Here is a 25,544-nt window from a genome sequence, read left to right as displayed (position 1 = left end):
TGACTGAAAGTGACGGTGGGACTCTACACCACCGCCCCGGCGTTGGGATCGTCGGGATCGAGCTCTTTGGCCGGTCCGGCCTTGACCAGATCCTCGCGCTTGACGCCCAGCCACATCGCGATCGCCGCCGCGACGAACACCGAGGAGTAGATGCCGAAAAGGATGCCAATCGTCAACGCGATCGCGAACCCATGAAGCGTCGGGCCCCCGAAGATCAACATCGACAGCACCATCATCTGCGTGCTGCCGTGCGTGATGATCGTGCGGCTCATCGTGCTGGTGATCGCGTGGTCGATCACCTCGTGCGTGTTCATCTTGCGGAAGCGCCGGAAGGCCTCGCGGATCCGGTCGAAGATCACCACCGATTCATTGACCGAGTAGCCCAGCACCGCGAGCACCGCGGCCAGCACCGTCAGGTTGAATTCCCACTGGAAGAACGCGAAGAAGCCGAGGATGATGACCACGTCGTGCAGGTTGGCGATGATCGCCGCGACCGCGAACTTCCACTCGAAGCGGATCGCGAGGTAGATCATGATCCCGACGACCACCGCGAGCAGCGCGTAGGCGCCGTTGACCGCGAGCTCGCGTCCGACCTGCGGGCCGACGAACTCGACGCTGCGTTGCTGCACCGGCTCGGCGGCACCGGCCGAACACACCGGGCGGCTGACGCTCTCGCCCTTGTCGGTCGTGGTCTGGCGCACGCTGACGGTGCCACCTTCGGCCTTGCACAACGTGTCGAACACGGTCGTCGCGACCTCGGTCTGCTTCATGCCCGGCGTGATCGGCAGCCGGATGATCACGTCGCGCGAGCTGCCGAAGTTCTGCACCTGCGACTCGCCCAGGTTCAGCTTGTCCACGTTGGCGCGGATCTTCTCGACATCGGCCACCTGCGCGTAGCTCGCCTGCGTGACGATGCCGCCGGTGAACTCGATCGAGAAGTGCAGCCCGCGCGTGACCAGGAAGAACACCGCCAGCGCGAACGTGACCGCCGAGATGATGTTGAAGACCAGCGCATGCCGCATGAACGGGATGTCGCGGCGGATTCGGAAGAACTCCATGGGGATTCCTTGTGCTGAGGTGTCGGGCCGGCGCGGGTCAGGTCTTGACCGCGGGCACGTCCGGCTGAGGCTTCCAGACCTGGCCGATCGACACGCTCTTGAGCTTCTTCTGGCGGCCGTACCAGAGGTTCACCAGGCCGCGCGAGAACACGACCGACGAGAACATCGAGGTCACGATGCCCAGGCAGTGCACGACCGCGAAGCCGCGCACCGGGCCGGAGCCGAACGCGAGCAGCGCCAGACCGGCGATCAGCGTCGTGACGTTCGAGTCCAGGATCGTCGCCCAGGCGCGCTCGTAGCCGGTGTGGATCGCCACCTGCGGCGACGCGCCGGCGCGCAGTTCCTCGCGCACCCGCTCGTTGATCAGCACGTTCGAGTCGATCGCCATGCCCAGCGTCAGCGCGATCGCGGCGATGCCGGGCAGCGACAGCGTCGCCTGCAGCATCGACAGCAGCGCCAACAGCAGCAGCAGGTTGAAGCCCAGCGCCAGCGTCGAGACGATGCCGAAGAACTGGTAGTACACGCACATGAACAGCGCGATCGCCGCGAAGCCGTACAGCACGCTCTGGAAGCCCTTGGCGATGTTGTCCGCCCCCAGGCTCGGGCCGATGGTCTTCTCCTCGATGATGTCCATCGGCGCGGCCAGCGAGCCGGCACGCAGCAGCAGCGCGGTGTCGTTGGCCTCGCCGGCGGTCATGCGGCCCGAGATCTGGAAGTTCGAGCCGAGCTCGCCGCGGATGACCGGCGCGGTCACGACCTCGCCCTTGCCTTTCTCGAACAGCAGGATCGCCATGCGCTTGCCGATGTTGTCGCGCGAGGTGTCCTTCATGATGCGCGCGCCCTTCGCGTCGACCGTCAGGTTGACGACCGGCTCGTGCGTCTGGCCGTCGAAGCCGGGTTGCGCGTCGGTGAGATTCTCGCCGGTCAGCACCACCTGGCGCTTGACGATCAGCGGGCTGCCGTCGCGGTCGGTGAAGCGCTCGGTCCCGAACGGCACTGGGCCGGCGCCGCGCGCCGCCACCTGCGCCTCGGCGCTGTCGTCGACCATGCGCAGCTCGAGCGTCGCGGTGCGGCCGATGATGTCCTTGGCCTTGGCCGTGTCCTGCACGCCCGGCAGCTGCACGACCACGCGGTCGGCGCCCTGCTGCTGGATCACCGGCTCGGCCACGCCCAGTTCGTTGACCCGGTTGTGCAGCGTCGTGATGTTCTGGGTGATCGCGGTGTCCTGAACCCGCTTCGCCGCCTCGGGCTTCAGGCTGCCGGCGAGTCGGATGTCGGTGCCGTCCGGCGTCTCGGTCCACTGCAGGTCGGGCAGCTGGTCCTGCAGCAGGTTGCGCGCGGCGGTCATCGTCTCGCGGTCGCGGAAGCGCACGTCGACGTTGTTGCCGTCGCGGGTGATGCCGGCGTGGCGCAGGTTCTTGTCGCGCAGCAGCGTGCGGATGTCGCCGCTCAGCGCCTCGGCCTTCTTGGTCAGCGCCGACTTCATGTCGACCTGCATCAGGAAATAGACGCCGCCGCGCAGGTCGAGGCCGAGGAACATCGGCAGCGCGTGCAGCGAGGTCAGCCAGCCCGGCGAGCGCGACAGCAGGTTCAGCGCGACGATGTAGCTCGGGTTCGCCGGGTCGGGATTGAGCGCGGCGTTGAGCGCGTCCTTGGCCTTGCGCTGCGCATCGAGGTCACCGAAGCGGGCCTTGACCGAGTTGCCTTCGAACTGCACGAAGTCGGGCTTCAACGCGGCCTTGGCCAGGATCTCCGATACGCGCGGCGCCATCGCGCCGTCGAGCTTCAGCGTGGCCTTGCCACTGCTGACCTGCACGGCCGGCGCTTCGCCGAAGAAGTTCGGCAGCGTGTAGATCAGGCCGACGAGCAGCGCGACGACGAGCAGCGCGTATTTCCAGGCGGGGTAGCGATTCATCGAAGTTCCTTCAGCGGCGTGGGTCGCGCCACGATGGCGACGGCCGCGCCGCGCCGGGGTGGGCTGCCTGCGAGCGAGCCGCGCGAGAGCGAGCGGGCGTTGGCCGCGCGGACGCGGCGGGTCTTACTTGGCGGCGACGGTGCCCTTGGGCAGCACCTGCACGACGGCGCCGCGCTGCACCTGGATCTCGACGCCATTGGCGATCTCGACGGTCAGATAGCTCTCGCCGATCTTGGCGATCTTGCCGAGCATGCCGCCGGAGGTGACGACCTCGTCGCCCTTGGCGAGCGCATCGATCATCGCCTTGGCTTCCTTCTGGCGCTTCATCTGCGGCCGGATCATCACGAAGTACAGCACCACGAACATCAGCACCAGCGGCAGCATGCTGCCCAGGCTGCCGAACGGCGAGTCGGCAGCGGCGGCGGGCGCGGCTTGGGCAAAGGCTTCGGAAATGAACACTTGGAAATCCTCTTGTGGAGCCCGGCACGACGCCGGAAGCGAAACCCGTCGATTGTAAGACGCGCCCTCCGGGCGCTGCGCAATGCCCTGACAGGGCGCCGCGGGCGCCTCAGCCCGGCGCCGGCACCAGCCGCAGCCGGGTGATCTCGGACGGCGCGCCGAAGCGCTTCGGCGGCCCCCAGTAGCCGGTGCCGCGGCTGGTGTAGACCCACAGCCGCCGCCACCGGTGCAGCCCGGCGGTGAACGGCTGCTGGAAGCGCACGAACAGGTTCCACGGCAGGAACTGGCCGCCGTGGGTGTGGCCGGAGAGCTGCAGCTGGAAGCCGGCGCGCTCGGCCGCCTCGGCGCTGCGCGGCTGGTGGGCGAGCAGCAGCCGGGCCCCGGCGCCGACCGGCGCGCCGGCCAGCGCGGCCTGCGGATCGCTGCGCTCGGCTTCGTCGAAGTGGTGCGCACCGAAGTCGGTGACGCCGGCGACGACCAGCGCCGCGCCCGCGTGCTGCAGCACCACGTGCTCGTTCATCAGCACGCGCAAGCCCAGCCGTCGCAATTCCGCCACCCAGGCCGGTGCGCCCGAGTAGTACTCGTGGTTGCCGGTGACGAAGAAGGTGCCGTGGGTGGACGTGAGCGAGGCCAGCGGCGCGACATGACCCGCGAGTTCGCGCACCGAGCCGTCCACCAGGTCGCCGGTCACCGCGACCATGTCGGCCCCGATCGCGTTGACGGCCGCGACGATGCGGCCCAGGTAGGCGCGCTTGATCGTCGGCCCGACGTGGATGTCGCTGATCTGCGCGATCGTGAAGCCGTGCAGCGCGGCTGGCAGCCCGGCGATCGGCACGTCGACCGAGACGACCGCTGCGGTGCGCCGCGCGTTGACGAAGCCCCAGGCGCTGGCGGCCAGGCCGAGCAGCGGCACGGCCACGGCACTACAGAGCGCGAGCGCGGACGGGTCGAACGCGGCCGGCGCGGCCAGGCCGACGAGCGCGGCGACCAGCAGCAGCACGTCGCGGGCCAGCGTCAGCACGAACAGCGACGAGAACAGCCCCATCGCCAGCGCGCCGGCCCAGGCCAGCCGGTCGGACCAGGGCTGGCGCACGCGTCGGGCCAGCAGCGCCATCGGCATCAGCGTCGCCGACGCGACGAGCAGCGTGACGAAGACCGGCGTCCCCGGTCCGGCCGGCAGGTCGGGAACAACGCGCCAGCCCACATAGGCGTGGAGCAGCGCGGAAATCAGGAACAGCGACATCGGCAGCGGCCGGCGCGTGGCCGGCGAAGAGGTGTCGCCCCCATCTGGATGCGAAACGCGCCGGCGCAAGGGCCGGCGCGCCGTCACGGCTGGCGCGTGATGCGCGGCGTCGGGACGGGTGACCGCTCCGGCGCGCCCTTCAGGTAGGCGATCAGCGCGTCCAGATCCTGCCCCCCGCCGGTGCGGGCGGTGCCGCGCGTCAACACGGTGAACGCGTCACCGCCTTCGGCCAGGAAGCTGTTGACGGTGATCCGGTAGTCGCTGTCGGGCACGACGGTCTCGCCGTTCAAGCGCATGTCGCGCACGCGCCCGCCGGCCGGAGCATCCGACTGCCAGGTGTAGGTGAAGCCGGCGGAGGGCTGCAACCAGGTCGCCTCCTGCGCGCCGGGGCGCTGTTGCGACTCGAGCAGCGCCTTCAGCTGCGCGCCGGTCAGCGTCATCACGACCAGGCTGTTGCCGAAGGGCTGCATCGTGAAGATCTGGCCGAAGGTCGCGGTGCAGGGCGGCGCGCCCTTGCAGTCGAGGTCGCTGCGGATGCCGCCCGGGTTCATCAGCGCGATCTGCGCGCCGCCGTCCGCCGGTGCCTGCGTAGCGGCGAGCTGCGAGTCGGCGATCAGGCGCCCGGCCGGGCTGTCAGCGCGCCCGCCGCGCGGAAAGCTGCCGCCGATCAGGCCGACCGGCTGGGCCGCCTTGGGCGCGACGACCGCGGCGTATTTCGCGACCATCTCGGCGATCGCCGGGTCGGGCCGCGCGCTGCGCAGCACGTCGCCGTAAGGCTCGGGCAGCGCCGCGGCCAGGCGCTCGCGCAACGCGGGATCGGTCTGGTCGTTCAGCACCGGCAGGTTGATGCTGCGGGTCTGCGACGGGATCACCTTCTTGCTCTTCGGGTCGAGCACCACGTCGACCACCGAGAGACCGCGGCCGTACGACGTGCCCTGGATGATCACGCGGCCGTCGATGACGCAGCGGTAGCCCTGGTGGGTGTGGGCCGAGAAGATCACGTCGACGTCCCTGGTCACGCGCTTGGCGATCGCGAAGATCGGGCCGTGCGCATCGGGGCAGCTGGCGTCGTTCCAGTCTCCGCGCTGGCTCACCGGACCGAGTTCGCCGCCCTCGTGGATCGTCATCACGATCGCCTTCACGCCTTGCGCCTTCAGATGGCGCGCGGCGCGGTTGATCGCATCGGCCTCGTCGATGAAGCGCAGGCCGGCCACGCCGGACGGCGTCACCAGGGTCGGCGCGCTGCGTGTGACCGCGCCGATGATGCCGACCCGGATGCCGTCGATCTCGCGGATCACCGAAGGCGCGAACAGCGTGTGCCCATGGCCGTCGAACACGTTGGCCGACAGGTACGGGAAGCGTGCGCCGGTGTACGGCGCGAGCGTGCACGAGGTCGCGACCGCGTCCGGCTGCGGCGGCGGGCAGCCGCCGTTCGCGATGCGCTTGAGTTCGGCCGCGCCGGCGTCGAACTCGTGGTTGCCGACCGTCGATACATCGAGCCCGATCGCGTTCATCACCTCGATCGTCGACTCGTGCCGGAACAGCGTCGACACCAGCGGCGCCGCGCCGATCAGGTCGCCGCCGGAGATCATCAGGCTGTGCGGCGCGCCGGCCCGCAGCGCCTTGACCAGCCCACCCACCGCCGCGGCGCCGCCGACCGGCACGCGCAGCGGCTTGCCGCCATGCGGGTCGACCAGCGTGAGGGTGAGGTTCGCAGGCTCGAGGTTGCCGTGGAAATCGTTGATGCCGATCAGCCGCAGCGCGACCGGTTCGGCGGCCTGCGCCAGACCGCATGCGGCGACCAACGCGACCAGCAGCACGCGCCGGCCGGCCGCGCGCAGGGAGGATGGTGAAACGGGCAGCGTCATGATGGTTCGGGAGATGCGATGAGAAACGGCGCAAACGCCGGTGACGGACGTTCGCGCCGGTGGGTGGGCCGCAAGTCAGTAGTCGACCTGGAAGGTCACGCTGGTGAAGCGCGGCGCGCCCGCATAGTAAAACGGCGCCCCGGTCGCCCCCCCGTTGACGATGGTCACGTTGGAGCCGCTGCCGGCGTTGGCCATGTAGTACTGCTTGTTGAACAGGTTGCTGACGTTCAACCGGATGATCGGGTTCTTGAAGCCGTTCCCGCTCGGGTTCGGCAGCTTCCACGCGGCGTTCAGGTCGAACAGCGTGTAGGCGGGAATCGCGGTGTCGTTGGTCAAGGTCAGGAACCGGCCGCTCGTGTACTTGGCGCCGATGTTCAGCAAGTACGGCCCGTTCGCGTACTGCACCGACAGGCCGGCCATGCCCTTCGGCGTGTCCGGGAAGATCTTGCCGGCGGTCGGGTACGGCACCGCGGTGCAGGTGGCCGACCGCGTCGAGCAGGTCGCGCCGGCGGGCGTCAGCAGCCGCGACACCACGCTCTCGTCGATCGTGCTCTTCGTGTACGTCAGCGAGGCGTAGCCGCTGAACCCGTTCCAGGGCGTCGTGCCGGCTTCGATCTCCAGGCCCTTGGTCGTCGACGCGCCGACGTTGGTGTCGCGGCTGATGCCTTCGATCGGGTCGAAGCTCGACGCGATGCGGTCCTTGAACTTGTTGTAGAAGGCGGTGACCGAGCCGCGGAAGCCGTCGCCGCGGTAGCGCGCGCCGATGTCGAAGTTCACCGACTGCTCGGGCTTGATCGTCAGGGCCTGCAGGCCGGTGACCGACCCCACGCCATTGACGATGGTGACGCCCTTGCCGACGTTGCCGTACTCGAAGTTGCTCGGCGTGCGGAAGTTCTTCGCCACGCTGCTGAACACCTGCAGCCGCTCGGTCGCCTGGAAGCTCGCCGCGAGGCTCGGCAGCCCCTTGCCGTAGGTCTGGTCGATGTCGTAGCTCGCCGCGGCGTTCGTGCCGGAGTTGCCGTAGTTCGAGAACTGGCGGTTCAGGCGCCGGTAGCTGAACGCCGGCGTGACCTGCAGCTTGCCGCCGAGCAGGTCGATCGTGTCCTGCACGAACACGCTCTCGCCGGTGGAGATCGTGCTCCAGTCGCGGCCCTGGTAGCTGGCGCCGTCGGTGTAGGTGAGCAGGTTGCCGCCGAGCCAGATGTCGGCCACGCCGCCGTTGTTGTCGACATTCACGGCCGGCTGCGTCTGCCGATGGCGTGCGCGCTCGTACCAGACGCCGCCGCTGATGCGGTGGTTGTCGGCGACGTAGGTCAGCGTCGTCGTCACGCCGGGGCGGTAGGTGTTGGTCAGGCTGCCGCGGTAGACCAGCACGGTATCCAAGGCGTCACCGTCGCCGTTCAGGTCGCCGATGCCGCCGTGCAGCTGGGTCGACGAAGTCGACTCGTTCAGCGTGGTCTGCTGCACTCCGCCGGTGCCGTAGCCGCGCCAGAGGTAGGGCACCACCTCGAGGCGCAGGCGGTCGGTCAGCGCGAAATTGGCTTTCGCCGTCACGAGGTAGTTCTCGAACGGGTTCAGTGCGTAGCCGTAGTACTGCGGCGACGGGCTCGCGTCCACCTGACGAACACCGGCGACCGGCGTCTGGTGCTGCGGCACGACCGAGGTGTAGTCCGCGTAGTAGCCGTTGGCCGCCCACTGGGTCTGGTTGAAGGTCGCGAAGTTGTTGTTGACGGCGCGGTTGTAGAGCACGCTGGCGCTGACCTTGTTGCCGGCGCCCAGGTCGTACTCGGCCCCGACGTCGATGTGCTTGCGATCGGCCCGGCCCGGTCCCTTCCACTTGTCGGCCTTCGAGATCGAGCCCGACACGAAGGCCTTGAACGCGCCCAGCTTGCCGGTGTCGACCCGGGCGAAGGTGCGGAAGTAGCCGAGCTGGCCGCCCGACAGCGCGATCCGGGTGCGCTGCGCGTCCTCCGGCGCGCACGACCAGATGCCGACGTTGCCGCCGACCGCGCCGACGTGCGGCGCGTCGGTGTCGGGAGCGCCCTGGGTCACGTACAGCGAGCACAGGTTCTCCTGGTCGACGTACTCTTGCGGAAACACGGCGAAGTTGCCCGAGTCGTTGACGGGCGCACCGTTGACCGTGAAGCCCATCTGATCGCTGTTGAAGCCGCGCACCCGAAGGCCGCCGCCAAACAGGCCGGTCGCGTCGTTGCTGGTGCTGTTCACGCCCGGCAGCAACGACAGCGCCTGGAACGGGTTGCCGCTGGAGCGCGTCTTCTCGAGCTGCGCCTTGGTGACCGAGCTGCGCGCCTTCGGTGCGTCCTCTTCCATCAGCAGGCCGGTGCCGAGCTTGTCGCCCTCGCCGGTGACGGTCACGCGGTTGAGCTCGGTGGCGGTCTGGGCCCTGGCAGCGCCGAGCATGGCAAGCATGGCCAAGGCAATGACGTTGAGCGTGAAGGTGCGCATCGGAAAAGGTCCTTTCGGGAACATGACGAGTGAGAGTGAAGCGGGCCGCGCAAACGTTTGCGTCTTGGTCGAAACGGCGTGGAAGGTCGGGGTCAGCGGGGGAATGAGAGAGAGGTCGAGGCGGGCCGTCGCGTCTGTCGCGTTGCTCGCGGCAGTCTGATTCGGCCCCTCGACGTGAGCAAGGAGCTTGCCAGCCGTCCGTGACGAAGCGGTGACGTTGTGGTGCGGGCGCCTCGGTCGCGCGCCTCGCGCCGGTGCAACTCAGCGCACGAAGCAGGTCTTCCCGTGCGCGAGGGGCTCGACGTGCAGGTGCGCGGCCAGCGTCTGGCCGAGGTCGGCGAAGGTGGACCGCACGCCGAGATCGCGGCCGCGCGGCGCGGCGGGGCCGGCGAACAGCAGCGGCACGTGCTCGCGGGTGTGGTCGCTGCCGGGCCAAGTCGGATCGCAGCCATGGTCGGCGCTGAGCGCGAGCAGGTCGCCCGGGCCGAGTTCGGCGAGCAGGCGCGGCAGGAAGGCGTCGAAGGCTTCGAGCGCGTCGGCGTAGCCGGCCACGTCGCGGCGGTGGCCGAACAGCATGTCGAAGTCGACCAGGTTCGCGAACACCAGGCCGCCATCGGCGCATCCCCGCCAGGCCTCCAGTGTCTGCGCGCAGAGCTCGGCATTGCCGTCGCCCGTACGGCTGTGGGTGATGCCGCGCGCCGCGAAGATGTCGCTGATCTTGCCGATGCCGTGGACCTCGCGGCCGGCGTGTTTCAACACGTCGAGCAGTGTCGGCGCGGGCGGCGGCGTGGTGTAGTCATGGCGGTGCGCCGTGCGGCGGTAGCGGCCGTTCTCGCCGACGAAGGGCCGCGCGATCACGCGCGCGATATTGGCCTCGTCGAAGATCGTCTTGGCCTGCGTGCAGATGGCATAGAGCCGGTCGAGGCCGAAGTGCGTCTCGTGCGCAGCGACCTGGAACACGCTGTCGCTGCTGGTGTAGCAGACCGGCCAACCGGTGCGCAGGTGCTCGTCGCCGAGCCGCTCGATGATCTCGGTGCCGCTCGCATGGCAGTTGCCGAGCGCGCCGCCCAGCCCGCAGGCCGTGAGCCAGCGCTGCATCAGCGCCGGTGGAAAGACCGACGCGGCCGGATCGTCGGTCTTCGGGAAGTAGCCCCAGTCGAATGCCACCGGGCAACCCATCAGCTCCCAGTGACCGCTCGGCGTGTCCTTGCCGAGACTGACCTCGGCGGCGGCGCCGAACGCGCCGTCCGGCTTGGCCCGGCGCTCGACACCGGCCGGCCACTGCCCGCTCGCGGCCCGCGCCGCTTGCGGCAGGCCGAGCCGCGCGAGGTTCGGCAGCCGCAGCGGCCGACCGTTCGCGACGCACCACTGCGCGATGTGGCCGAAGGTGTCGGCGCCGACATCGCCGAAGCGCGGCGCATCCGGCGCCGCGCCGAGGCCGAACGAATCGAGCACGATGACGAGGGCCCGGGTCATGCGGCGGTCTCCGAGGTGATGCGTTCGAGGACCGCCGGCTGGAGCGCCGGCGCCGTCTCGACGATGTCGATCAGCGCCGACAGGCGCGCGGCCGCGGCCCGCGCCGACGCGGTGTCGACGGCATGAACGATGGCCAGCGGCTCGCCCGCCTCGACGCGGCTGCCGAGCGGCAACACGCCGCTCACGCCGACCCGGTGGTCGACGCGGTCGCCGACGAGCCGTCGCCCGCCCCCCAGCTCGACCACCAGCACACCGATGTCCCGGGTCGCCATCGCGCCGAGCCAGCCGGCTCGTGGCGCCAGCACCTCCTGCTGCGCCGGCGCGGTCGGCAAGTACGCCGCGGGCCGCTCGACGAGATCGGCCGGTCCGCCGAGCGCCGCGACCATGCGCGCGAAACGGTCGAGCGCACGGCCGTCGGCGAGCGCGGCGTCCACCAACGCGAGTGCCGCGTCTTCGTCAGCGGCGAGGCGGCCGATCAGCAGCAGTTCGGCACTGAGGGCGCGTGTCACGGCGAGCAGGCGCGGCTCGCGCCGCCGGCCGTGCAGGAAGTCGATCGCCTCGTGCACTTCCAACGCGTTGCCGCCGCTGGTGCCGAGCACTTCGTTCATGTCGGTGATCAGCGCATGCGTGCGCAAGCCTGACGCGCCCGCCACGCGCACCAGCGACTGCGCAAGCGCGCGCGCCGTCGGCAGGTCGGCCGCGAACGCGCCGTTGCCGACCTTCACGTCCATCACCAGCCCTTGCAATCCCGCCGCGAGCTTCTTCGACAGCACGCTCGCGGTGATCAGCGGGATCGACTCGACCGTCGCGGTCACGTCGCGGATCGCGTACAGGCGCCGATCGGCGGGCGCGAGCGCGGCCGTCGCGCCGACGATCGCGCAGCCGGCGGCGCGCAACGCGGCGCGCAGCTCGGCGGTCGACGGCGTGCTGCGGTAGCCTGGAATCGCCTCGAGCTTGTCGAGCGTGCCGCCGGTGTGACCGAGGCCGCGGCCCGAGATCATCGGCACCACGCCACCGCACGCGGCGACGATCGGCGCGAGCAGCAGGCTGACCTTGTCGCCGACGCCGCCGGTCGAGTGCTTGTCGAGCACCGGGCCGCCGAGCTGGGCACCGGCCCAGTCGAGCACGTCGCCGGACCGCGCCATCGCGCCGGTCAGCGTGGCCGTCTCGGCCGGGTCGAAGCCGCGCAGCAGGATCGCCATCGCCAGCGCGGCCGCCTGCGCGTCGCTCCACGAGCCGTCGACCAGGCCGCGCACGAAGGCGTCGATCTGGGGCGCGCCGAGCGCGTGGCCGTCGCGCTTCAGGCGGATGATTTCCTGCGCGAGCATGGCCGAAGGCTCAGTAGCTGCCCGGTGCCGCCGGCGGCCCCGCGGCCGCCTGGCCCGCGAGCACCGCCTCGATATCGTTCAGCAGGCTGCTCGCGCCGATGCGCAGGCGCGCCGGCGTCAGCGCCGCGATGCCCAGCGCCTGCTCGACGAGGCCGAAGTACAGCGCCGCCTCGGCGACCGTGCGGATGCCGCCCGAGGCCTTGAAACCCACCCGATGGGCAGTGCTCGGGTCGGCGGCGATCGTGGCCAGCATCGCGCGCGCCGCGGCGGGCGTGGCGCTGACCGGGGTCTTGCCGGTGCTGGTCTTCAGGAAATCGGCGCCCGCGTCGAGGCTGAGTTGCGCCGCGCGACGAATCAGCGCCTCGTCGACCAGCACGCCGGTCTCGAGGATCACCTTCAATGCCAGGCCTGGACAGGCGTCTCGCACCGCGTCGAGCAGCGCGCTCACCGCGCGCTCGTCGCCTTGCTGCAGCCGCGCGAAGGGCAGCACCACATCGACCTCCTGCGCACCGGCATCGACGATCGCGCGGGTGTCGGCCACCGCGCGCGCCCGGTCGGCACTGCCGTCGGGGAAGTTCGCGACCGCGGCAACCGCGATGTTCGCGGGCAACTCGCTTCGCGCCAGCGCCGCGAAGCGCGGCCATACGCAGACGGCCGCCACGTGGCCGTGCGGGCCGTGGGCGCGCGTGCACAACTTGACGACATCGGCCTCGGTGTCGCCGTCGTTCAGCGTCGTGAGGTCCAGGCACGCCAGCGCGAGGCGCGCGCTGGCGATCGGGTCGAACGGGACAGGGGTCATGGGCAAGGTCGGTTCAGATCAAAGTTCGATGGCCGCGATGATGTCGGCCAGCAGGTCGCCGACCACGTCGCTCGCGGCCAGCGCCTGCGACAGGGTGTGGGCGTGGCTCAAGGACTCGTCCGACAGGCCGGCGCCCATGTTCGTCAGCAGCGAGAGTGCCAGCACCCGCATGCCCGCGTGGCGCGCGAGGATGGTCTCGGGCACGGTGCTCATGCCGACAGCGTCGGCGCCGATCTGGCGGAAGAAGCGGATCTCGGCAGGCGTCTCGAACTGCGGGCCGAGCGTCCACGCGTACACGCCCTCGTGCAACGTCAGGTTCTGGCGGTCGGCCACCGCATGCGCGGTCTTGCGCAGCGCCGGATCGTACGCATCGAGCATGCTGACGAAACGCTCCGAGCCGCCCGCGCCGACCAGCGGCGAGCGCTGCGGCAGGTTGATGTGGTCGGCGAGCACCATCAGGCTGCCGGGGATCATCTCGGCGCGCAGGCTGCCGGCGGCGTTGGTCTGCACCAGCACCTCGCAGCCGAGTTCACGCAGCGTGTGCAGCGGGCTGCGCATGCCGGTGACCTCGCCGCTCTCGTACGCGTGCTTGCGCCCGCTCATCACCGCGACCTCGTGCGGGCCGATGCTGCCGAGCCAGAGTTCGCCGGAGTGGCCCTGCACGGTGGCCTGCGGAAAACCGTCGAGCTGGTCGTAGCGGATGCGGCGCGCGTCGCGCACCTGTGTGGTCAGCCCACCCCACCCCGAGCCGAGCACGACGGCGATGCGCGGGCGGGCGCCGGGCGCGAGCGCGCGCACCTGGCGAGCGGCGTCGGACGACCTCGTCATGACGAAAGATTCTCCGGCCCGAAGCTGTCGGGCAGCAGTTGCGCCAGCGTGAACTGCGCGCGCAGGGCGTGCCGGTCACCGACCAGCACCGGCGTGTCGGGCGCGGCGAATTCGCGCAGCTTCTGGCGACAGCCCCCGCACGGCGTGACCAGCCCCGCGCCATCGCCGACCACGGCGAGCGCGCGCACCCGCGTGCTGCCGGCCAGCACCATCGCGCTCAACGCACCGGCCTCGGCACACACGCCCTGCGGGTACGCCGCGTTCTCGACGTTGCAGCCGGCGTGCACCCGGCCCTGGTCGTCGAGCACCGCCGCGCCGACCGCGAAATGCGAGTACGGCGCATAGGCACGGGCCTGTGCGGCGCGCGCGGCGTCGAGCAGGCGTTGTCGGTCGGGGTCGTTCAGCATGGTGTCGTCTTCATCGGTCAGCGTTCCTTCACGTAGGGCACGCCGAGGGCTTTGGGCGCGGTCGTGCGGCCGATGAAGCCGGCCAGCAGGATCACGGTCAGCAGGTAGGGCAGCGCCTGCACCGCCTGCACCGGCACCTCGCCGATACCCGGCAGGCTCACGCCCTGCAGGCGGATCGCCGCGGCATCGAGAAAGCCGAACAGCAGGCAGGCCAGCAATGCCGGCACCGGCCGCCAGTGGCCGAAGATCAGCGCGGCCAGCGCCATGAAGCCGCGGCCCGCCGTCATGTTCGGCGCGAACGACGCGTTCTGCGCCAGCACCAGGTAGCTGCCGGCCAGCCCGCACAGCATGCCGTTGAGCGTCAGCGCCGCGTAGCGCAGCCGGATCACCGACACGCCGGCCGCATCGACCATGTGCGGGTTCTCGCCGACCGCACGCAGCCGCAGGCCGAAGCGGGTGCGGTAGACCAGCCACCAGACGCCGCCAACCAACGCGAGCGTCAGGTAGACGAGCAGGTTGTGACTCAGCAGGCCTTCGCCGAGCGCCGGTCCGAGCGCGGCCGATGCGCCCGGCCACAACGCGTGCAGCCGCACCGTGTCGGCCACCGGCGGCGTCTGTCCGCCCTGGTGGAACCAGGCGATGCCGAGCACCACGGTCAGGCCGGCCGCGATGATGTCGATCGCCATCCCGGAAACGACCTGGTCGCCGCGGTGGCTGACGCACGCGAAGCCGTGCAGCCACGACAGCGCGACCGCCACGCCCATCGCGAGCAGTAACGCGATCACGGTCGAGCCGAACGCCGCGCCCCCCGCCGCCGCGGCGAACGCGGCGAACAGCATCTTGCCTTCGAGGCCGATGTCGACGACGCCCGAGCGCTCGGCGAGCAGACCGGCGAGCGCGCACAGGATCAGCGGCGTCGCGACCCGCAGCGTCGACGCGATCAGCGCACCGATCAGCGCCTCATCCATTCGCGGCCTCCGTCGAGGCCGCGGCGGCCGGCGCGCGCTGCGCGCCCAGGTGCAACACGCGGGCGACCGCCGGCGCGACCACGTACGCCATCGCGCCCGAGAACAGCACGATGAAGCCCTGCAGCGTGACGACCATGTCGCGGCTGAACCCGGGCACCTCGAACGCGACCTCGGCCCCGCCCTGGAACAGCGCGCCGAACAGCAGGCTCGCAAGCACGATGCCGAACGGATGGTTGCGCCCCATCACGGCCACGGCGATCCCGGTGAAGCCGGCGCCGCCGACGAAGTCGAGCAACAGCTTGCCGTTGACACCGGCGATCTCGTTCATGCCGACCATGCCGGCCAACGCGCCCGACAGCGCCATCGCGAGGATGACCTGGCGCGTCGGGCGGATCCCGGCATACGCCGCTGCGCTCGCGCTGGCGCCGACCGCGCGCAGCCGGTAGCCCGCGCGGCTCTTCCACAAAAACGCCCAGACGCCGACCGCGGCCAGCAGAGCGAGCAGCAGGCTCAGGTTCAGCGGCGACGACGGCCAGGCGATGCCGAACCACGCGAGCGCCTCGTGCATGCCCGGCAGGTGCGCGGCCGGCCCGAACGGCACGCTCTCGACCGACATGCCGCCGGGAGCCTTCAACCGGTTGACCAGCAGGTAGACGAGCAGCGTGCTGGCGAGGAAATTGAACATGATCGTGGTGATCACGACATGGCTGCCGCGGTAGGCCTGCAGGTAACCGGGCACGGCTGCCCACACCATGCCGAACAGCGCACCGCCGGCCAGCATCAGCGGCAGCAGCACCGGTGCGGGCAGCTTGTCCGCGAGCCACAGCGCGACCAGCCCGGTGCCCAGGCCGCCGAGCGTGGCCTGCCCTTCGGCGCCGATGTTGAACAGGCCGCCATGCGACGCGAGCGCGACCGCGAGGCCGGTGAAGATGAAGCTGGTCGTGTAGTACAGCGTGTACGACAGGCCGCGCTCGCTGCCGAACGCGCCCTTCACCAGCATCGTCATCACCTGCGCCGGGCTCTGGCCGATCAGCGCGACGACCAGCGCCGCAACGAGGAGCGCGATCGCCAGGTTGACGATCGGCAGCAGCACGACATCGGCCCAACGCGGCAGGGCCTGCGCGCTCATGCCGCGACGCCTTCGGTCTCGACCATCAGCAGGCCGACCTTCGCCTCGGTGCACTCCGCGATCGGCAGCTCGCCCGTGATGCGGCCCTCGTTCATCACCAGCACCCGGTCGGCGAGCGCGAGGATCTCGTCGAGCTCGCTCGACACTACCAGCAGCGCGCAGCCCGCGTCGCGCAACGCGCGCAGCTGGGCGTGGATGAACTCGATCGCGCCGATGTCGACGCCGCGGGTCGGCTGTCCGACCAGCAGCACTTTGGGGGCCTGGCCGATCTCACGCGCGAGCACGAGCTTCTGCTGGTTGCCGCCGCTGAACTTGGAACTCGCCAGCGCCGGGTTGCGCGGGCGCACGTCGAAGCGCTGCATCAGCGCCGCGGTCGCGTCGCGCATGCGGCGGTGGAGCATCCAGCCGCGCGGGCTGCTGTAGGCCGGCAGTTCCTCGTAGCCGAGCACGGCCGATTCCCAGGCGCCGAAGCTCATCACCATCGCGCGCGCATGCCGGTCTTCGGGTACGTGGGCGATGCCGAGCGCGCGCGCCGCGCGCGGGTCGAGCCAGCGTGCCGGGCCGAACGATTCGCCCGCCACCGTCAGACGGCCCCCCTGCGGCGTGCGCAGGCCGGAGAGCACTTCCAGCAGCTCGCTCTGGCCGTTGCCCGCGACACCGGCGACGCCGACGATCTCGCCGGCGCGCAAGCGGATGCTGACGCCGCGCAAGCGTTCGACCTGCAGCGCGTCGCGCACCGTCAGGCCGACCGCTTCGAGCGCGACGGCCCCGGGCGCGCCCTTCGCATCGCCTTGCCGGCCCATGTGGACCTGGCGGCCGACCATCGCCTCCGCGAGACCTTGGATCGACGCGTCGGCGATGTCGGTCTCGTGCACGACGCGGCCGCCGCGCATCACGGTGACGCGGTCGCACAGGCGCATCACTTCCTTGAGCTTGTGGGTGATCAGGATGATCGTCGTGCCCTGGTCGCGCAGCCGCGCCAGCACCTTGAACAGCGCCTCGGTCTCCTGCGGCGTCAGCACGGCGGTGGGCTCGTCGAGGATCAGGATCTTCGCGCCGCGGTAGAGCGCCTTCAGGATCTCCAGCCGCTGCCGGTCGCCGACCGAGAGATCGCCGACCACCGCATCGAGCTCGACGCGCAGCCCGGTCGACGTCATCAGCGCCTCGAGCCCCGCGCGCACCACCGCGTCGGAGCGCTTGAGCAGCAGGTGCGGCTCGGCGCCGAGCATCACGTTGTCGATCGCGCTCAGCGTCTCGACGAGCATGAAGTGCTGGTGCACCATGCCCAGGCCGAGCGCGATCGCCTCGAACGCATTGCGGATGCGCACCGGCGCGCCGTCGACCTCGATGTGGCCGCTGTCGGCGCCGTAGAAGCCGTACAGCACCGACATCAGCGTGCTCTTGCCGGCGCCGTTCTCGCCGACCAGCCCGTGAACGGTGCCGGCACGCACGTTTAGCGTCACGTCGGCATTCGCCAGCACATTGCCGAAGCGCTTGTTGATGCCGACCATGCGGACCGCGAGCGGTGCCGGGGCGTGCCGGGCGTCGCTCATGAGGGTACGGCGCCGGTCGATTCGCGCATCAGCAGCTGCGCGGGCAGCACCACTTCGCGTCCGGGCGACGGGCCGGCGCCGATGCGCTCGATCAAGGCCTGCGCTGCGGCTTCGCCGAGCGCGCGGATCGGGTGGCCGACAGTCGTCAGCGCCGGGTAGGCATAGGCGCCCAGGTCGATGCCGTCGAAACCGATCACCGACAGGGCACCCGGCACCGAAACGCCGCGCTCCGCCGCGGCGCGCAGCGCACCGATCGCGAGCAGGTCGTTGCTGGCGAAGATCGCGGTGACCGCATCGCGTGCGAGCAACTCGGAGGCGAGCGCGTGGCCGGCGGCGGCGCTGAACTCGCCTTCGAGCAACCAGCCGGGTCCGGGTGCGATCCGCGCCGCCGCCAGCGCAGCGCGCCACCCCGCCGTGCGCGCGCGACTGACCGCAAATTCCGACGGGCCCGACAGGCACGCGATGCGCCGGTGGCCGAGCCCCAGCAGGTGCTCGACCGCGAGCCGCGCGCCGCCTTCATGGTCGACCCGCACCAGATCGGCGCCCAGGCCCGGCACGTCGCGGTCGACGACGACCGTGGGCACGCGCATCGGCGCGAGGCGCCGCACCAGCGCCGCCGCGTCGCCGGCCGCGGCGGCCATCAGCAGGCCGTCGACCCGCCGTTCGAGCAGGGTCTGCAGGTAGCGCGACTGGCGCTGCGGATCGTCGTCCGAGTTGCACAGGAACACCGAGTAGTCGGTGCGGCGGCAGCAGTCCTCGATGCCGCGCGTCAGCTCGGCGAAGAACGGGTTCGTGATGTTGGGCACCAGCACGCCGAGGATGCAGGTCTCGCTCATCTTCAGCGCACGTGCCACGGCGCTGGGTGCATAGCCCATCTCGGCGACCGCGCGCTCGACCCGCTCGCGTGCCGAGTCGCTGACGCGGCGCGTGCCGTTCAGCACATGCGAGACGGTCGTGAACGACACGCCCGCGCGCGCCGCGACATGCTTGATCGTGCTCAAGCCCGAGCCCTTCGCGTCGGTTCAGCCGTTGCTCAGAACTTGCAGGCGTTGTCGGCCATGTAGTCGGCGACCTTCACCTTGCCGCCGATGATGTCGGCCTTGGCGGCTTCGACCTTCTTCTTCATGTCGGCGCCGACGAGCTTGGCGTTGTTCTCGTCCATCGCGTAGTCGACGCCGCCTTCCTTCAGGCCGAGCACCGTGACGCCGGGCTTGAAGGCCTTGGCGGCCTCGTAGACGGCGACGTCGACGCGCTTGAGCATCGAGGTCAGCATCGTGCCGGGCTGGATGTGGTTCTGGTTGCTGTCGACGCCGATCGCGAGCTTCCCGGCGTCCTTGGCGGCCTGGTAGACGCCGATGCCGGTGCCGCCCGCCGCGGCGAAGACCACGTCCGCCCCCTTGCCGAACTGCGCCTTCGCGAGTTCGCCGCCGCGCGCCGGATCGGCCCAGGCGGCACCGGTGGTGCCGGTCATGTTCGAGAACACCTCGGCCTTCGGGTTCGCGAACTTGGCGCCCTGCTCGTAGCCGCACTGGAACTTGCGGATCAGCGGGATGTCCATGCCGCCGACGAAACCGACCTTGCCGGTCTTGCTCGCGGTGGCGGCCATCACCCCGACCAGGAAGCTGCCTTCCTGCTCCTTGAACACCACCGACTGCACGTTCGGCAGCTGCACCACCATGTCGATCAGCGCGAACTGCAGCTTCGGGAATTCCTTCGCGATCTTCTCGATCGCCGCGGCCTGGCCGAAGCCGATGCCGATGATCGGGCTGGCGCCGCGCTCGGCCATGCGGCGCAGCGCCTGCTCGCGCTGGGTCTCGTTGGCGATCTCGAATTCGAGGTAGGGCTTGCCCGTTTCCTTTTTCCACTTCTCGATGCCGCGGTAGGCGGCCTCGTTGAAGGACTTGTCGAACTTGCCGCCCATGTCGTAGACGACGGCGGGCTCGGCGCGCGCGGTGGTGGCACACGCGGCCAGGGCGAGGGCCAGGAATCCGAGGCGGTGGGTGGGGGTCATGGTCTGTGCTCGCTGACGTGGGCTGCGGGTCGAGGGCTCGAACAGGAATTTTGCACCTTCAAGAGGCGCAAACGTTTGCAGGACCCACTCTAAGCAGAAAGTGGGCCTGTCCGGAGAGAACTTTCCCGCGCGAGCGTTGCGGCATCATCATGGCTCGAATCCTGCGAAAGCCCGGCGATCGCCCCGAAGCACCTGCCCCGATGCCGCCCTCCTCCTTCCAGACCCTGCCCAAGGCGCTGCTGCACGAACACCTCGACGGTGGCCTGCGCCCGGCCACCCTCCTCGACCTGGCGCACGCGCGCGGCCTGCCGGTGCCCACGGACGCGCCCGACGCGCTGGCGGAGTGGATGCACGCGAATGCCAACTCCGGCAGCCTCGAACGCTACCTGCGCGGGTTCGCGCTGACGGTCGCGGCGATGGCCTCGGCCGACGCCTGCGAGCGCGTCGCGTTCGAGGCCGCGGAGGATGCGCGGCTGGACGGCTGCGTGCTCGCCGAGTTCCGCATGGCCCCGCTGCTGCTCGAACCACTGGGTCTCGCGGGCGAGGCGGTGGTCGAGGCGCTGGTGGCCGGGCTGCGGCGCAGCGCGTTGCCGTGCGGGCTGATCGTCTGCGCGATGCGCACCGATTCGCCGGCCGAGACGCTGCGCGCGGCCGCGCTGGCCGCGCGGTACTCGCAACAGCGCGCGGGGCGCGGCGTGATCGGCTTCGACCTCGCGGGCGCCGAGCGCGGCTTCCCGCCGTCCGACCACGCCGCCGCGTTCACGCACGCGCGCGACGCCGGCCTGGGGCTGACCTGCCACGCCGGCGAGGCCGACGTCGGCTCGCGCGTGCTCGAAGCCGCGACGCTGGGCGCGACCCGCATCGGCCACGGCGTGCACATCATGCGAGGCGCGACAGCCGCCGAGACCGCGGCCTGGGTGGACGCGGCACGCACCCTCGGCCTGCATTTCGAGGTCTGCCCGAGCAGCAACGTGCACACCGGCGCTTACCCGTCGCTCGCGGCGCACCCGATCAAGGCGATGGTCGAGGCCGGGCTGTCGGTCTCGTGCTCGACCGACAACCGGTTGATGTCGGGCGTGACGCTGAGCGGCGAGCTGGCGGCGATCCACGACCAGCCGGGGCTGAGCACCGCGCAGCTGGCCGGGATGATGCGCAGCGCGGTGGTCGCGTCGTTCCTGCCCGCCGACGTGCGCGCGACCGCGATGCGCGAGATGCGCCGCTGGGACGAATGGCCTAGCGCGTGACGCCGCGGCGCGCGCTCACCGCGCGCGCCAAGCCCCGCAGCACCGGCACCGTCTGCTCGAAGCCGAGGCAGGCGTCGGTGATCGAGACGCCGCGCTGCAGCGGCACGCCGGGCGTCAGGTCCTGCCGGCCTTCGGCGAGGTGGCTCTCGATCATCACGCCGACGATGCGGCGCTCGCCACCGGCGATCTGCGCAGCGACATCGGCCGCGACCTCGATCTGCCGTCGATATTGCTTGCTGCTGTTGCCATGCGAGGTGTCGATCATCACCTGCTCGCGCAGGCCCGCGGCGCGCAGCACCGCGCAGCTCGCGGCGACGCTGGCGGCGTCGAAATTCGGCGCCTGGCCGCCGCGCAGGATCAGGTGGCAGTCGTCATTGCCGCGAGTCTCGAAGATCGCGGCCATGCCCATCTTGGTCATGCCCATGAAGGCGTGCGAGGCGCGTGCCGCGAGGATCGCGTCGGCAGCGATCCGGATGCTGCCGTCGGTACCGTTCTTGAAGCCGACCGGGCAGCTCAGCCCCGACGCGAGCTGGCGGTGGCTCTGGCTCTCGGTGGTGCGCGCACCGATCGCGCCCCACGCGATCAGCTCGGCGATGTACTGCGGGCTGAGCAGGTCGAGGAACTCGGTCGCGGTGGGCAGGCCGAGCGTCGTCAGTTCGAGCAAGAGGCGGCGCGCCCGCTCGAGGCCCTCGTTGATCGTGAAGCTGCCGTCCAGGTGCGGGTCGTTGATGTAGCCCTTCCAGCCCACCGTCGTGCGCGGCTTCTCGAAATAGGTGCGCATCACGATCAACAGGTCGCGCTGCAGGTCGTCGGCGACAGCCTTCAGGCGCTGGCCGTACTCGATCGCCTGGTCGTGGTCGTGGATCGAGCATGGGCCGACGACCACGACCAGCCGATCGTCGCGCGCATGCAGCACGTCGGCGATCGCGCGCCGGCTGCGCTCGACCAGCGTCAGCGTGTCGTCGCGCACCGGCACCCGCTCCTGCAGCAGCGCCGGCGTGATCAGCGGGCGCACCGCGCCGATGCGCACGTCGTCGATGCGGGTGGTGTCGAGCGTGCTGTCGCGCGCGCCGACTTCGCGGTCGTGAAGGGGGTCGTCCAACTTTGCGGAGGTCATCATGAGGCGCGCAGCTTAGCGCGACACGACCGCGATGCCGCGGAACTGGCCGGCGGTCGGCGCGGCCGACGGCGGCTTCGGGTAGCGGTCGGGCATGAAGCGGTGCAGCAGTTCCGCCTCGCGCGCCCGCGCCAGCGCGACGTTGGCGATCTTGATGTGGCCATAGCCGCGCATGCTGAGCGGCAGCGCGGCGATCTGGATCGCGTTGGGCAGCCGCTCGGCGCTGAGGTTCGCGGCCAGTTCGTCGACACGGCGCTCGAACTGCGTGACCAGGTCGCGCTCCATGCGGCGTTCTTCGGTGTGGCCGAAGATGTCGAACACGCTGCCGCGCAGCGCCTTGCCTTTGGCGAGCCATTTCATCGCCGGCAACATCCACGCGCCGAGCGCGATCTTCTTCGGCGGCTGGCCGTTCTTCGGCCGCGCGAGCAGCGGCGGCGCCATGTGGAATTCGAGCTTGAGGTCGCCTTCGAACTGGTCGGCCAGCTGGCGCTGGAAGCTGCCGTCGGTGTACAAGCGCGCGACCTCGTACTCGTCCTTGTAGCTCATCAATTTCGTGAGGCTGCGCGCAACGGCGCGGGCGAACGGCAGCGTTGCGTCGTGGCCGGCGCAGGCCTGCTCAGCCTGCTGCGCGCGCCGCACCGCGGCCTCGAAGCGCCGCGCCCACGCGGCGTTCTGGTAGCCGGTGAGGTGCTGGGTACCTCGGGCGATCAGGCCGTCCAGCGATTCGTCATCGGCCTGGGCCGGTGCGGTGTCGCGCAACGCCGCCGGGTTGCCGGCCGCCAGCCGCCCGAGCGCGAACGACAGCAGGTTGCTCTCGACCGCGACGCCGTTCAGCTCGATCGCACGCTGCATCGCCGCCAGGCTGATCGGCACCAGGCCGCGCTGCCAGGCGTAGCCCATCGCGAGGATGTTGGCGGTCACGGTGTCGCCGAGGAACTCCTCGGCCAGTGACTGGGCATCGAAGGTCTCGACGAACTCGTCGCCGGCCGCGAAGCGCATCTTCGCGAGCAACAGCTCGGTCTTCAGGTCGGCGTCCGGGTTCTTCAGCGACTCGGCGACCGGGATCTCGTGGACGTTGGTGACGATGCGGGTGCGGCCGTGGCGCACGGTCTGCAGCGCCTCGGGCGACGCGCCGACGACCATGTCGCAGGCCAGCACCGCGTCGGCCTGCTGGGTGTCGATGCGCACCTGGTTCAACCGCTCGGGCACGTCGGCCAGCCGCACGAAGCTCAGCACCGAGCCGCCCTTCTGCGCGAAGCCCATGAAGTCGAGCACGCTCGCCGCCTTGCCTTCGAGGTGCGCGGCCATCGCGATCACCGCGCCGACCGTGACGACGCCGGTGCCGCCGACGCCGGTGACGAGCAGATCCCACGGACCGTCCCACTCGTGCACATCGGGCAGCGGCAGCGCGCCGACCTTGGCGAGGAACGCGTCCTTGCCGGCCGACAGCGCCCCGCTCTTCTTGCGCAATTTGCCGCCGGTGACGCCGACGAAGCTGGGGCAGAAGCCCTTCTCGCAGGAGTAGTCCTTGTTGCACGCGGTCTGTTCGATCTTGCGCTTGCGGCCCATCGCCGTCTCGTGCGGCAGCACCGCGACGCAGTTGCTCTGCACCGTGCAGTCGCCGCAGCCTTCGCAGACCGCCTCGTTGATCAGCAGGCGCTTCGGCGGATCCGCCAGCTCGCCCTTCTTGCGGCGGCGCCGCTTCTCGGCCGCGCAGGTCTGCTCGTAGATCAGCACAGTCACGCCGGCGATCTCGCGCAGGCGGCGCTGCACCGCGTCGAGCTCGGTGCGATCGTGGAACTCGGTGCCAGCCGGGAACTTCGAGCGGATCGCGTCGTACTTGTCGATGTCGTCGCTGACGACCACGACCTGCTTCACGCCCTCGCTCTCGACCTGGCGCGCGATCGCGTCGACGCTGATGACGCCGTCGACCGGCTGGCCGCCGGTCATCGCGACCGCGTCGTTGAACAGGATCTTGTAGGTGATGGTCGCCTTCGCCGCCACGGCCTGGCGGATCGCGAGGTAGCCCGAGTGGTAGTAGGTGCCGTCGCCGAGGTTCTGGAACACATGCGGCGTCTTCGTGAACATCGCGTGCGAGATCCAGTCCACGCCTTCGCCGCCCATCTGGATCAGCCCGGCGGTGTCGCGGTCCATCCAGTTCGCCATGAAGTGGCAGCCGATGCCGGCGCGCGCGGTCGAGCCCTCGGGCACCTTGGTGCTGGTGTTGTGCGGGCAGCCGGCGCAGAAATACGGCACGCGCTTGACGCTGTCGGACGGGTTCGCGAGCAGCTCGGGCGGCGTGAAGTCGCGCACGTGCTGCAGGTGGTAGTCGAGCACGCTGTCGTCGGGGAAGTGGGCGGCCAGCCAGTGCGCAACGAGCTCGATCAGCCGCGACGGGCGCACCTCGCCGAGCGCCGAGACCAGCGGTGCGCCCTGCGCGTCGCGCTTGCCGACGATCACCGGCCGCGAGTGCGCCGGCGCGTTGTAGAACAGCTCGCGCATCTGGGTCTCGACGATCGCGCCCTTCTCCTCGATCACCAGGATCTCGCTCAGGCCTTGTGCGAAGGCGCTCATCCGCGTCTGCTCGAGCGGGAAGCTCAGCCCCACCTTGTAGAGCCGCACGCCGGCCGCGGCGAGCATCGCCGGGCTGATCTGGAGCCGCCGCAGCACCTCCATCAGGTCGAGGTGCGCCTTGCCGCAGGTGACGATGCCGACCGTCGCCTGCGGGCTCGAGATCACCTCGCGGTCGATCGAGTTGACGCGCGCGAATGCGGCCACGGCAGCGAGCTTGTCGGCCAGGCGCGATTCGATCCGCAGCGACGGCAGGTCCGGCCAGCGGTAGTGCAGCCCGTCGGCCGGCGCGACGTGGCCGGTGCGCGCGCGCACGGTGTCGGCGTCGACCCAGGCGTCGGCCTGCGCGAGCACCGCGTCGAGATCGACCGTGCCGGCGCTCTCGACCACCTCCGACAGCGCCGTGAACCCGACCCACGCACCCGCGTAGCGCGACAGTGCCCAGCCGTACAGGCCGAAGCTCAGCATCTCGGCGACGTTGGCGGGCGCGACGATCGGCATCTGCCAGGCCTGGAACGCGTGGTCGCTCTGGTGCGGCATCGACGACGAGACGCAGCCGTGATCGTCGCCCGCGACGACCAGCACGCCGCCGTGCGGTGACGAGCCATAGGCGTTGCCGTGCTTGATCGCGTCGCCCGCGCGGTCCACGCCCGGGCCCTTGCCGTACCACATCGCGAACACGCCATCGACTGTGCGCTCGGGGTCGGACTCGACCCGCTGCGTGCCCAGCACCTGGGTCGCCGCGAGTTCCTCGTTGATCGCCGGCACGAAGCGGATGCCGGATTCGGTGAACTTCTGGCCCGCCTTCCAGACCGCCTGATCGACCATCCCGAGGGGCGAGCCGCGGTAGCCGCTGATGAAGCCCTGCGTGTTCCAGCCGGCCGCAGCATCGCGCTGGCGCTGCATCACGAGCAAGCGCACGAGCGCCTGCGTGCCGGTCAGGTAGATGGCGCCGCGCTCGGCCCAGAGGTTGTCCGACAGGCGGTAGTCGGGGCGTTGCACGGCGGCGTCGGGCAGGGGGGCAGCGTTCATGGCGAATTGTTGCGCCGCGACGCGAGAAGAGGTTTCTCGAATGCGCTAAGGTCAACCCCTGTTTTCAGCACA

Annotated in this window: 19 protein-coding genes; 1 reads left to right on the top strand and 18 read right to left on the bottom strand. The window is 70.5% G+C overall.

The features are described from left to right. Positions 1–23: 23 nt before the first annotated feature. The 16 genes from secF to ASC76_RS23430 all read right to left on the bottom strand — a co-directional run bounded on the left by secF (position 24) and on the right by ASC76_RS23430 (position 19,508). Complete coding sequence (gene secF, locus ASC76_RS23505) at positions 24–1,058, bottom strand: protein translocase subunit SecF (RefSeq protein WP_056472849.1); 1,035 nt, start codon at positions 1,056–1,058, stop codon at positions 24–26. A gap of 37 nt (positions 1,059–1,095) precedes the next feature. Next, positions 1,096–2,973, bottom strand: coding sequence for a protein translocase subunit SecD (gene secD, locus ASC76_RS23500; RefSeq protein ID WP_056472846.1), 1,878 nt, complete (start codon positions 2,971–2,973; stop codon positions 1,096–1,098). 123 nt (positions 2,974–3,096) lie between these two features. Further along, positions 3,097–3,432, bottom strand: a complete 336-nt coding sequence (yajC, locus tag ASC76_RS23495) for a preprotein translocase subunit YajC (protein ID WP_056472844.1) — start codon at positions 3,430–3,432, stop codon at positions 3,097–3,099. Between the two features lie 109 nt (positions 3,433–3,541). Then, positions 3,542–4,675, bottom strand: a complete 1,134-nt coding sequence (locus ASC76_RS23490; protein ID WP_056472841.1) for a metallophosphoesterase — start codon at positions 4,673–4,675, stop codon at positions 3,542–3,544. An 83-nt stretch (positions 4,676–4,758) separates the two neighbouring features. Next, positions 4,759–6,543: a bifunctional UDP-sugar hydrolase/5'-nucleotidase gene (locus ASC76_RS23485; RefSeq protein WP_082549427.1), complete on the bottom strand. Its 1,785-nt coding sequence runs from the start codon at positions 6,541–6,543 to the stop codon at positions 4,759–4,761. A 75-nt stretch (positions 6,544–6,618) separates the two neighbouring features. Further along, entirely contained in the window at positions 6,619–9,009 is a 2,391-nt protein-coding gene (locus ASC76_RS23480; protein WP_056472837.1) for a TonB-dependent receptor, read from the bottom strand. A 261-nt stretch (positions 9,010–9,270) separates the two neighbouring features. Beyond that, positions 9,271–10,485 (bottom strand): phosphopentomutase, encoded by a 1,215-nt coding sequence (locus tag ASC76_RS23475; protein WP_056472834.1) that lies wholly within the window; start codon positions 10,483–10,485, stop codon positions 9,271–9,273. Next, a complete protein-coding gene (gene deoA, locus ASC76_RS23470) occupies positions 10,482–11,813 on the bottom strand; it encodes a thymidine phosphorylase (protein WP_056472832.1) in 1,332 nt (443 codons plus the stop codon). The genes ASC76_RS23475 and deoA overlap by 4 nt, the downstream gene beginning before the upstream one ends. A 10-nt stretch (positions 11,814–11,823) precedes the next feature. Further along, entirely contained in the window at positions 11,824–12,612 is a 789-nt protein-coding gene (gene deoC, locus ASC76_RS23465; protein WP_056472829.1) for a deoxyribose-phosphate aldolase, read from the bottom strand. A gap of 18 nt (positions 12,613–12,630) precedes the next feature. Continuing rightward, positions 12,631–13,440 (bottom strand): purine-nucleoside phosphorylase, encoded by an 810-nt coding sequence (locus ASC76_RS23460; protein WP_056472827.1) that lies wholly within the window; start codon positions 13,438–13,440, stop codon positions 12,631–12,633. Further along, complete coding sequence (locus ASC76_RS23455; RefSeq protein ID WP_371262173.1) at positions 13,437–13,868, bottom strand: cytidine deaminase; 432 nt, start codon at positions 13,866–13,868, stop codon at positions 13,437–13,439. Before ASC76_RS23455 ends, ASC76_RS23460 begins: the two co-directional genes overlap by 4 nt. Continuing rightward, the gene (locus ASC76_RS23450; protein WP_056472821.1) at positions 13,865–14,815 is read right to left on the bottom strand and encodes an ABC transporter permease; all 951 of its coding nucleotides are present in this window, start codon (positions 14,813–14,815) and stop codon (positions 13,865–13,867) included. Before ASC76_RS23450 ends, ASC76_RS23455 begins: the two co-directional genes overlap by 4 nt. Then, on the bottom strand, positions 14,808–15,944 hold the full coding sequence (locus ASC76_RS23445) for an ABC transporter permease (protein WP_056472819.1): 1,137 nt from the start codon (positions 15,942–15,944) through the stop codon (positions 14,808–14,810). The genes ASC76_RS23450 and ASC76_RS23445 overlap by 8 nt, the downstream gene beginning before the upstream one ends. Continuing rightward, positions 15,941–17,497 carry an ABC transporter ATP-binding protein gene (locus tag ASC76_RS23440; protein ID WP_056472816.1) on the bottom strand — a complete coding sequence of 519 codons (1,557 nt, stop codon included), beginning with the start codon at positions 17,495–17,497 and terminating at the stop codon, positions 15,941–15,943. The genes ASC76_RS23445 and ASC76_RS23440 overlap by 4 nt, the downstream gene beginning before the upstream one ends. Continuing rightward, complete coding sequence (locus tag ASC76_RS23435; protein WP_056472814.1) at positions 17,494–18,498, bottom strand: LacI family DNA-binding transcriptional regulator; 1,005 nt, start codon at positions 18,496–18,498, stop codon at positions 17,494–17,496. Before ASC76_RS23435 ends, ASC76_RS23440 begins: the two co-directional genes overlap by 4 nt. A gap of 32 nt (positions 18,499–18,530) precedes the next feature. Beyond that, entirely contained in the window at positions 18,531–19,508 is a 978-nt protein-coding gene (locus ASC76_RS23430) for a BMP family protein (RefSeq protein ID WP_056472812.1), read from the bottom strand. A 200-nt stretch (positions 19,509–19,708) separates the two neighbouring features. Between ASC76_RS23430 and add the strand changes: the two genes are divergently transcribed. Beyond that, positions 19,709–20,752, top strand: a complete 1,044-nt coding sequence (gene add / locus ASC76_RS23425; protein ID WP_056472808.1) for an adenosine deaminase — start codon at positions 19,709–19,711, stop codon at positions 20,750–20,752. On the opposite strand, the gene ASC76_RS23420 is transcribed toward add, so the two are convergent. Both ASC76_RS23420 and ASC76_RS23415 read right to left on the bottom strand, forming a co-directional pair. Then, positions 20,742–21,869: a 3-deoxy-7-phosphoheptulonate synthase gene (locus ASC76_RS23420; protein ID WP_056472906.1), complete on the bottom strand. Its 1,128-nt coding sequence runs from the start codon at positions 21,867–21,869 to the stop codon at positions 20,742–20,744. The genes add and ASC76_RS23420 overlap by 11 nt on opposite strands. Positions 21,870–21,884: 15 nt before the next feature. Further along, the gene (locus ASC76_RS23415) at positions 21,885–25,472 is read right to left on the bottom strand and encodes an indolepyruvate ferredoxin oxidoreductase family protein (protein ID WP_056472806.1); all 3,588 of its coding nucleotides are present in this window, start codon (positions 25,470–25,472) and stop codon (positions 21,885–21,887) included. Between the last annotated feature and the right edge of the window lie 72 nt (positions 25,473–25,544).

This window comes from Rhizobacter sp. Root404, assembly GCF_001425865.1.
Classification (GTDB): Bacteria; Pseudomonadota; Gammaproteobacteria; order Burkholderiales; family Burkholderiaceae_C; genus LMDS01.
The sequence above is the reverse complement of the archived record's forward strand: the minus strand, read 5'-3'. Positions and strand labels throughout refer to the sequence as shown.

Coding starts and splice junctions, on each gene's coding strand:
- secF (WP_056472849.1), bottom strand. CDS start 1,058: ATGGAGTTCTTCCGAATCCGCCGCGACATCCCGTTCATGCGGCATGCG.
- secD (WP_056472846.1), bottom strand. CDS start 2,973: ATGAATCGCTACCCCGCCTGGAAATACGCGCTGCTCGTCGTCGCGCTG.
- ASC76_RS23490 (WP_056472841.1), bottom strand. CDS start 4,675: ATGTCGCTGTTCCTGATTTCCGCGCTGCTCCACGCCTATGTGGGCTGG.
- ASC76_RS23485 (WP_082549427.1), bottom strand. CDS start 6,543: ATGACGCTGCCCGTTTCACCATCCTCCCTGCGCGCGGCCGGCCGGCGC.
- ASC76_RS23480 (WP_056472837.1), bottom strand. CDS start 9,009: ATGCGCACCTTCACGCTCAACGTCATTGCCTTGGCCATGCTTGCCATG.
- ASC76_RS23475 (WP_056472834.1), bottom strand. CDS start 10,485: ATGACCCGGGCCCTCGTCATCGTGCTCGATTCGTTCGGCCTCGGCGCG.
- deoA (WP_056472832.1), bottom strand. CDS start 11,813: ATGCTCGCGCAGGAAATCATCCGCCTGAAGCGCGACGGCCACGCGCTC.
- deoC (WP_056472829.1), bottom strand. CDS start 12,612: ATGACCCCTGTCCCGTTCGACCCGATCGCCAGCGCGCGCCTCGCGCTG.
- ASC76_RS23460 (WP_056472827.1), bottom strand. CDS start 13,440: ATGACGAGGTCGTCCGACGCCGCTCGCCAGGTGCGCGCGCTCGCGCCC.
- ASC76_RS23450 (WP_056472821.1), bottom strand. CDS start 14,815: ATGGATGAGGCGCTGATCGGTGCGCTGATCGCGTCGACGCTGCGGGTC.
- ASC76_RS23445 (WP_056472819.1), bottom strand. CDS start 15,944: ATGAGCGCGCAGGCCCTGCCGCGTTGGGCCGATGTCGTGCTGCTGCCG.
- ASC76_RS23440 (WP_056472816.1), bottom strand. CDS start 17,497: ATGAGCGACGCCCGGCACGCCCCGGCACCGCTCGCGGTCCGCATGGTC.
- ASC76_RS23430 (WP_056472812.1), bottom strand. CDS start 19,508: ATGACCCCCACCCACCGCCTCGGATTCCTGGCCCTCGCCCTGGCCGCG.
- add (WP_056472808.1), top strand. CDS start 19,709: ATGCCGCCCTCCTCCTTCCAGACCCTGCCCAAGGCGCTGCTGCACGAA.
- ASC76_RS23420 (WP_056472906.1), bottom strand. CDS start 21,869: ATGACCTCCGCAAAGTTGGACGACCCCCTTCACGACCGCGAAGTCGGC.
- ASC76_RS23415 (WP_056472806.1), bottom strand. CDS start 25,472: ATGAACGCTGCCCCCCTGCCCGACGCCGCCGTGCAACGCCCCGACTAC.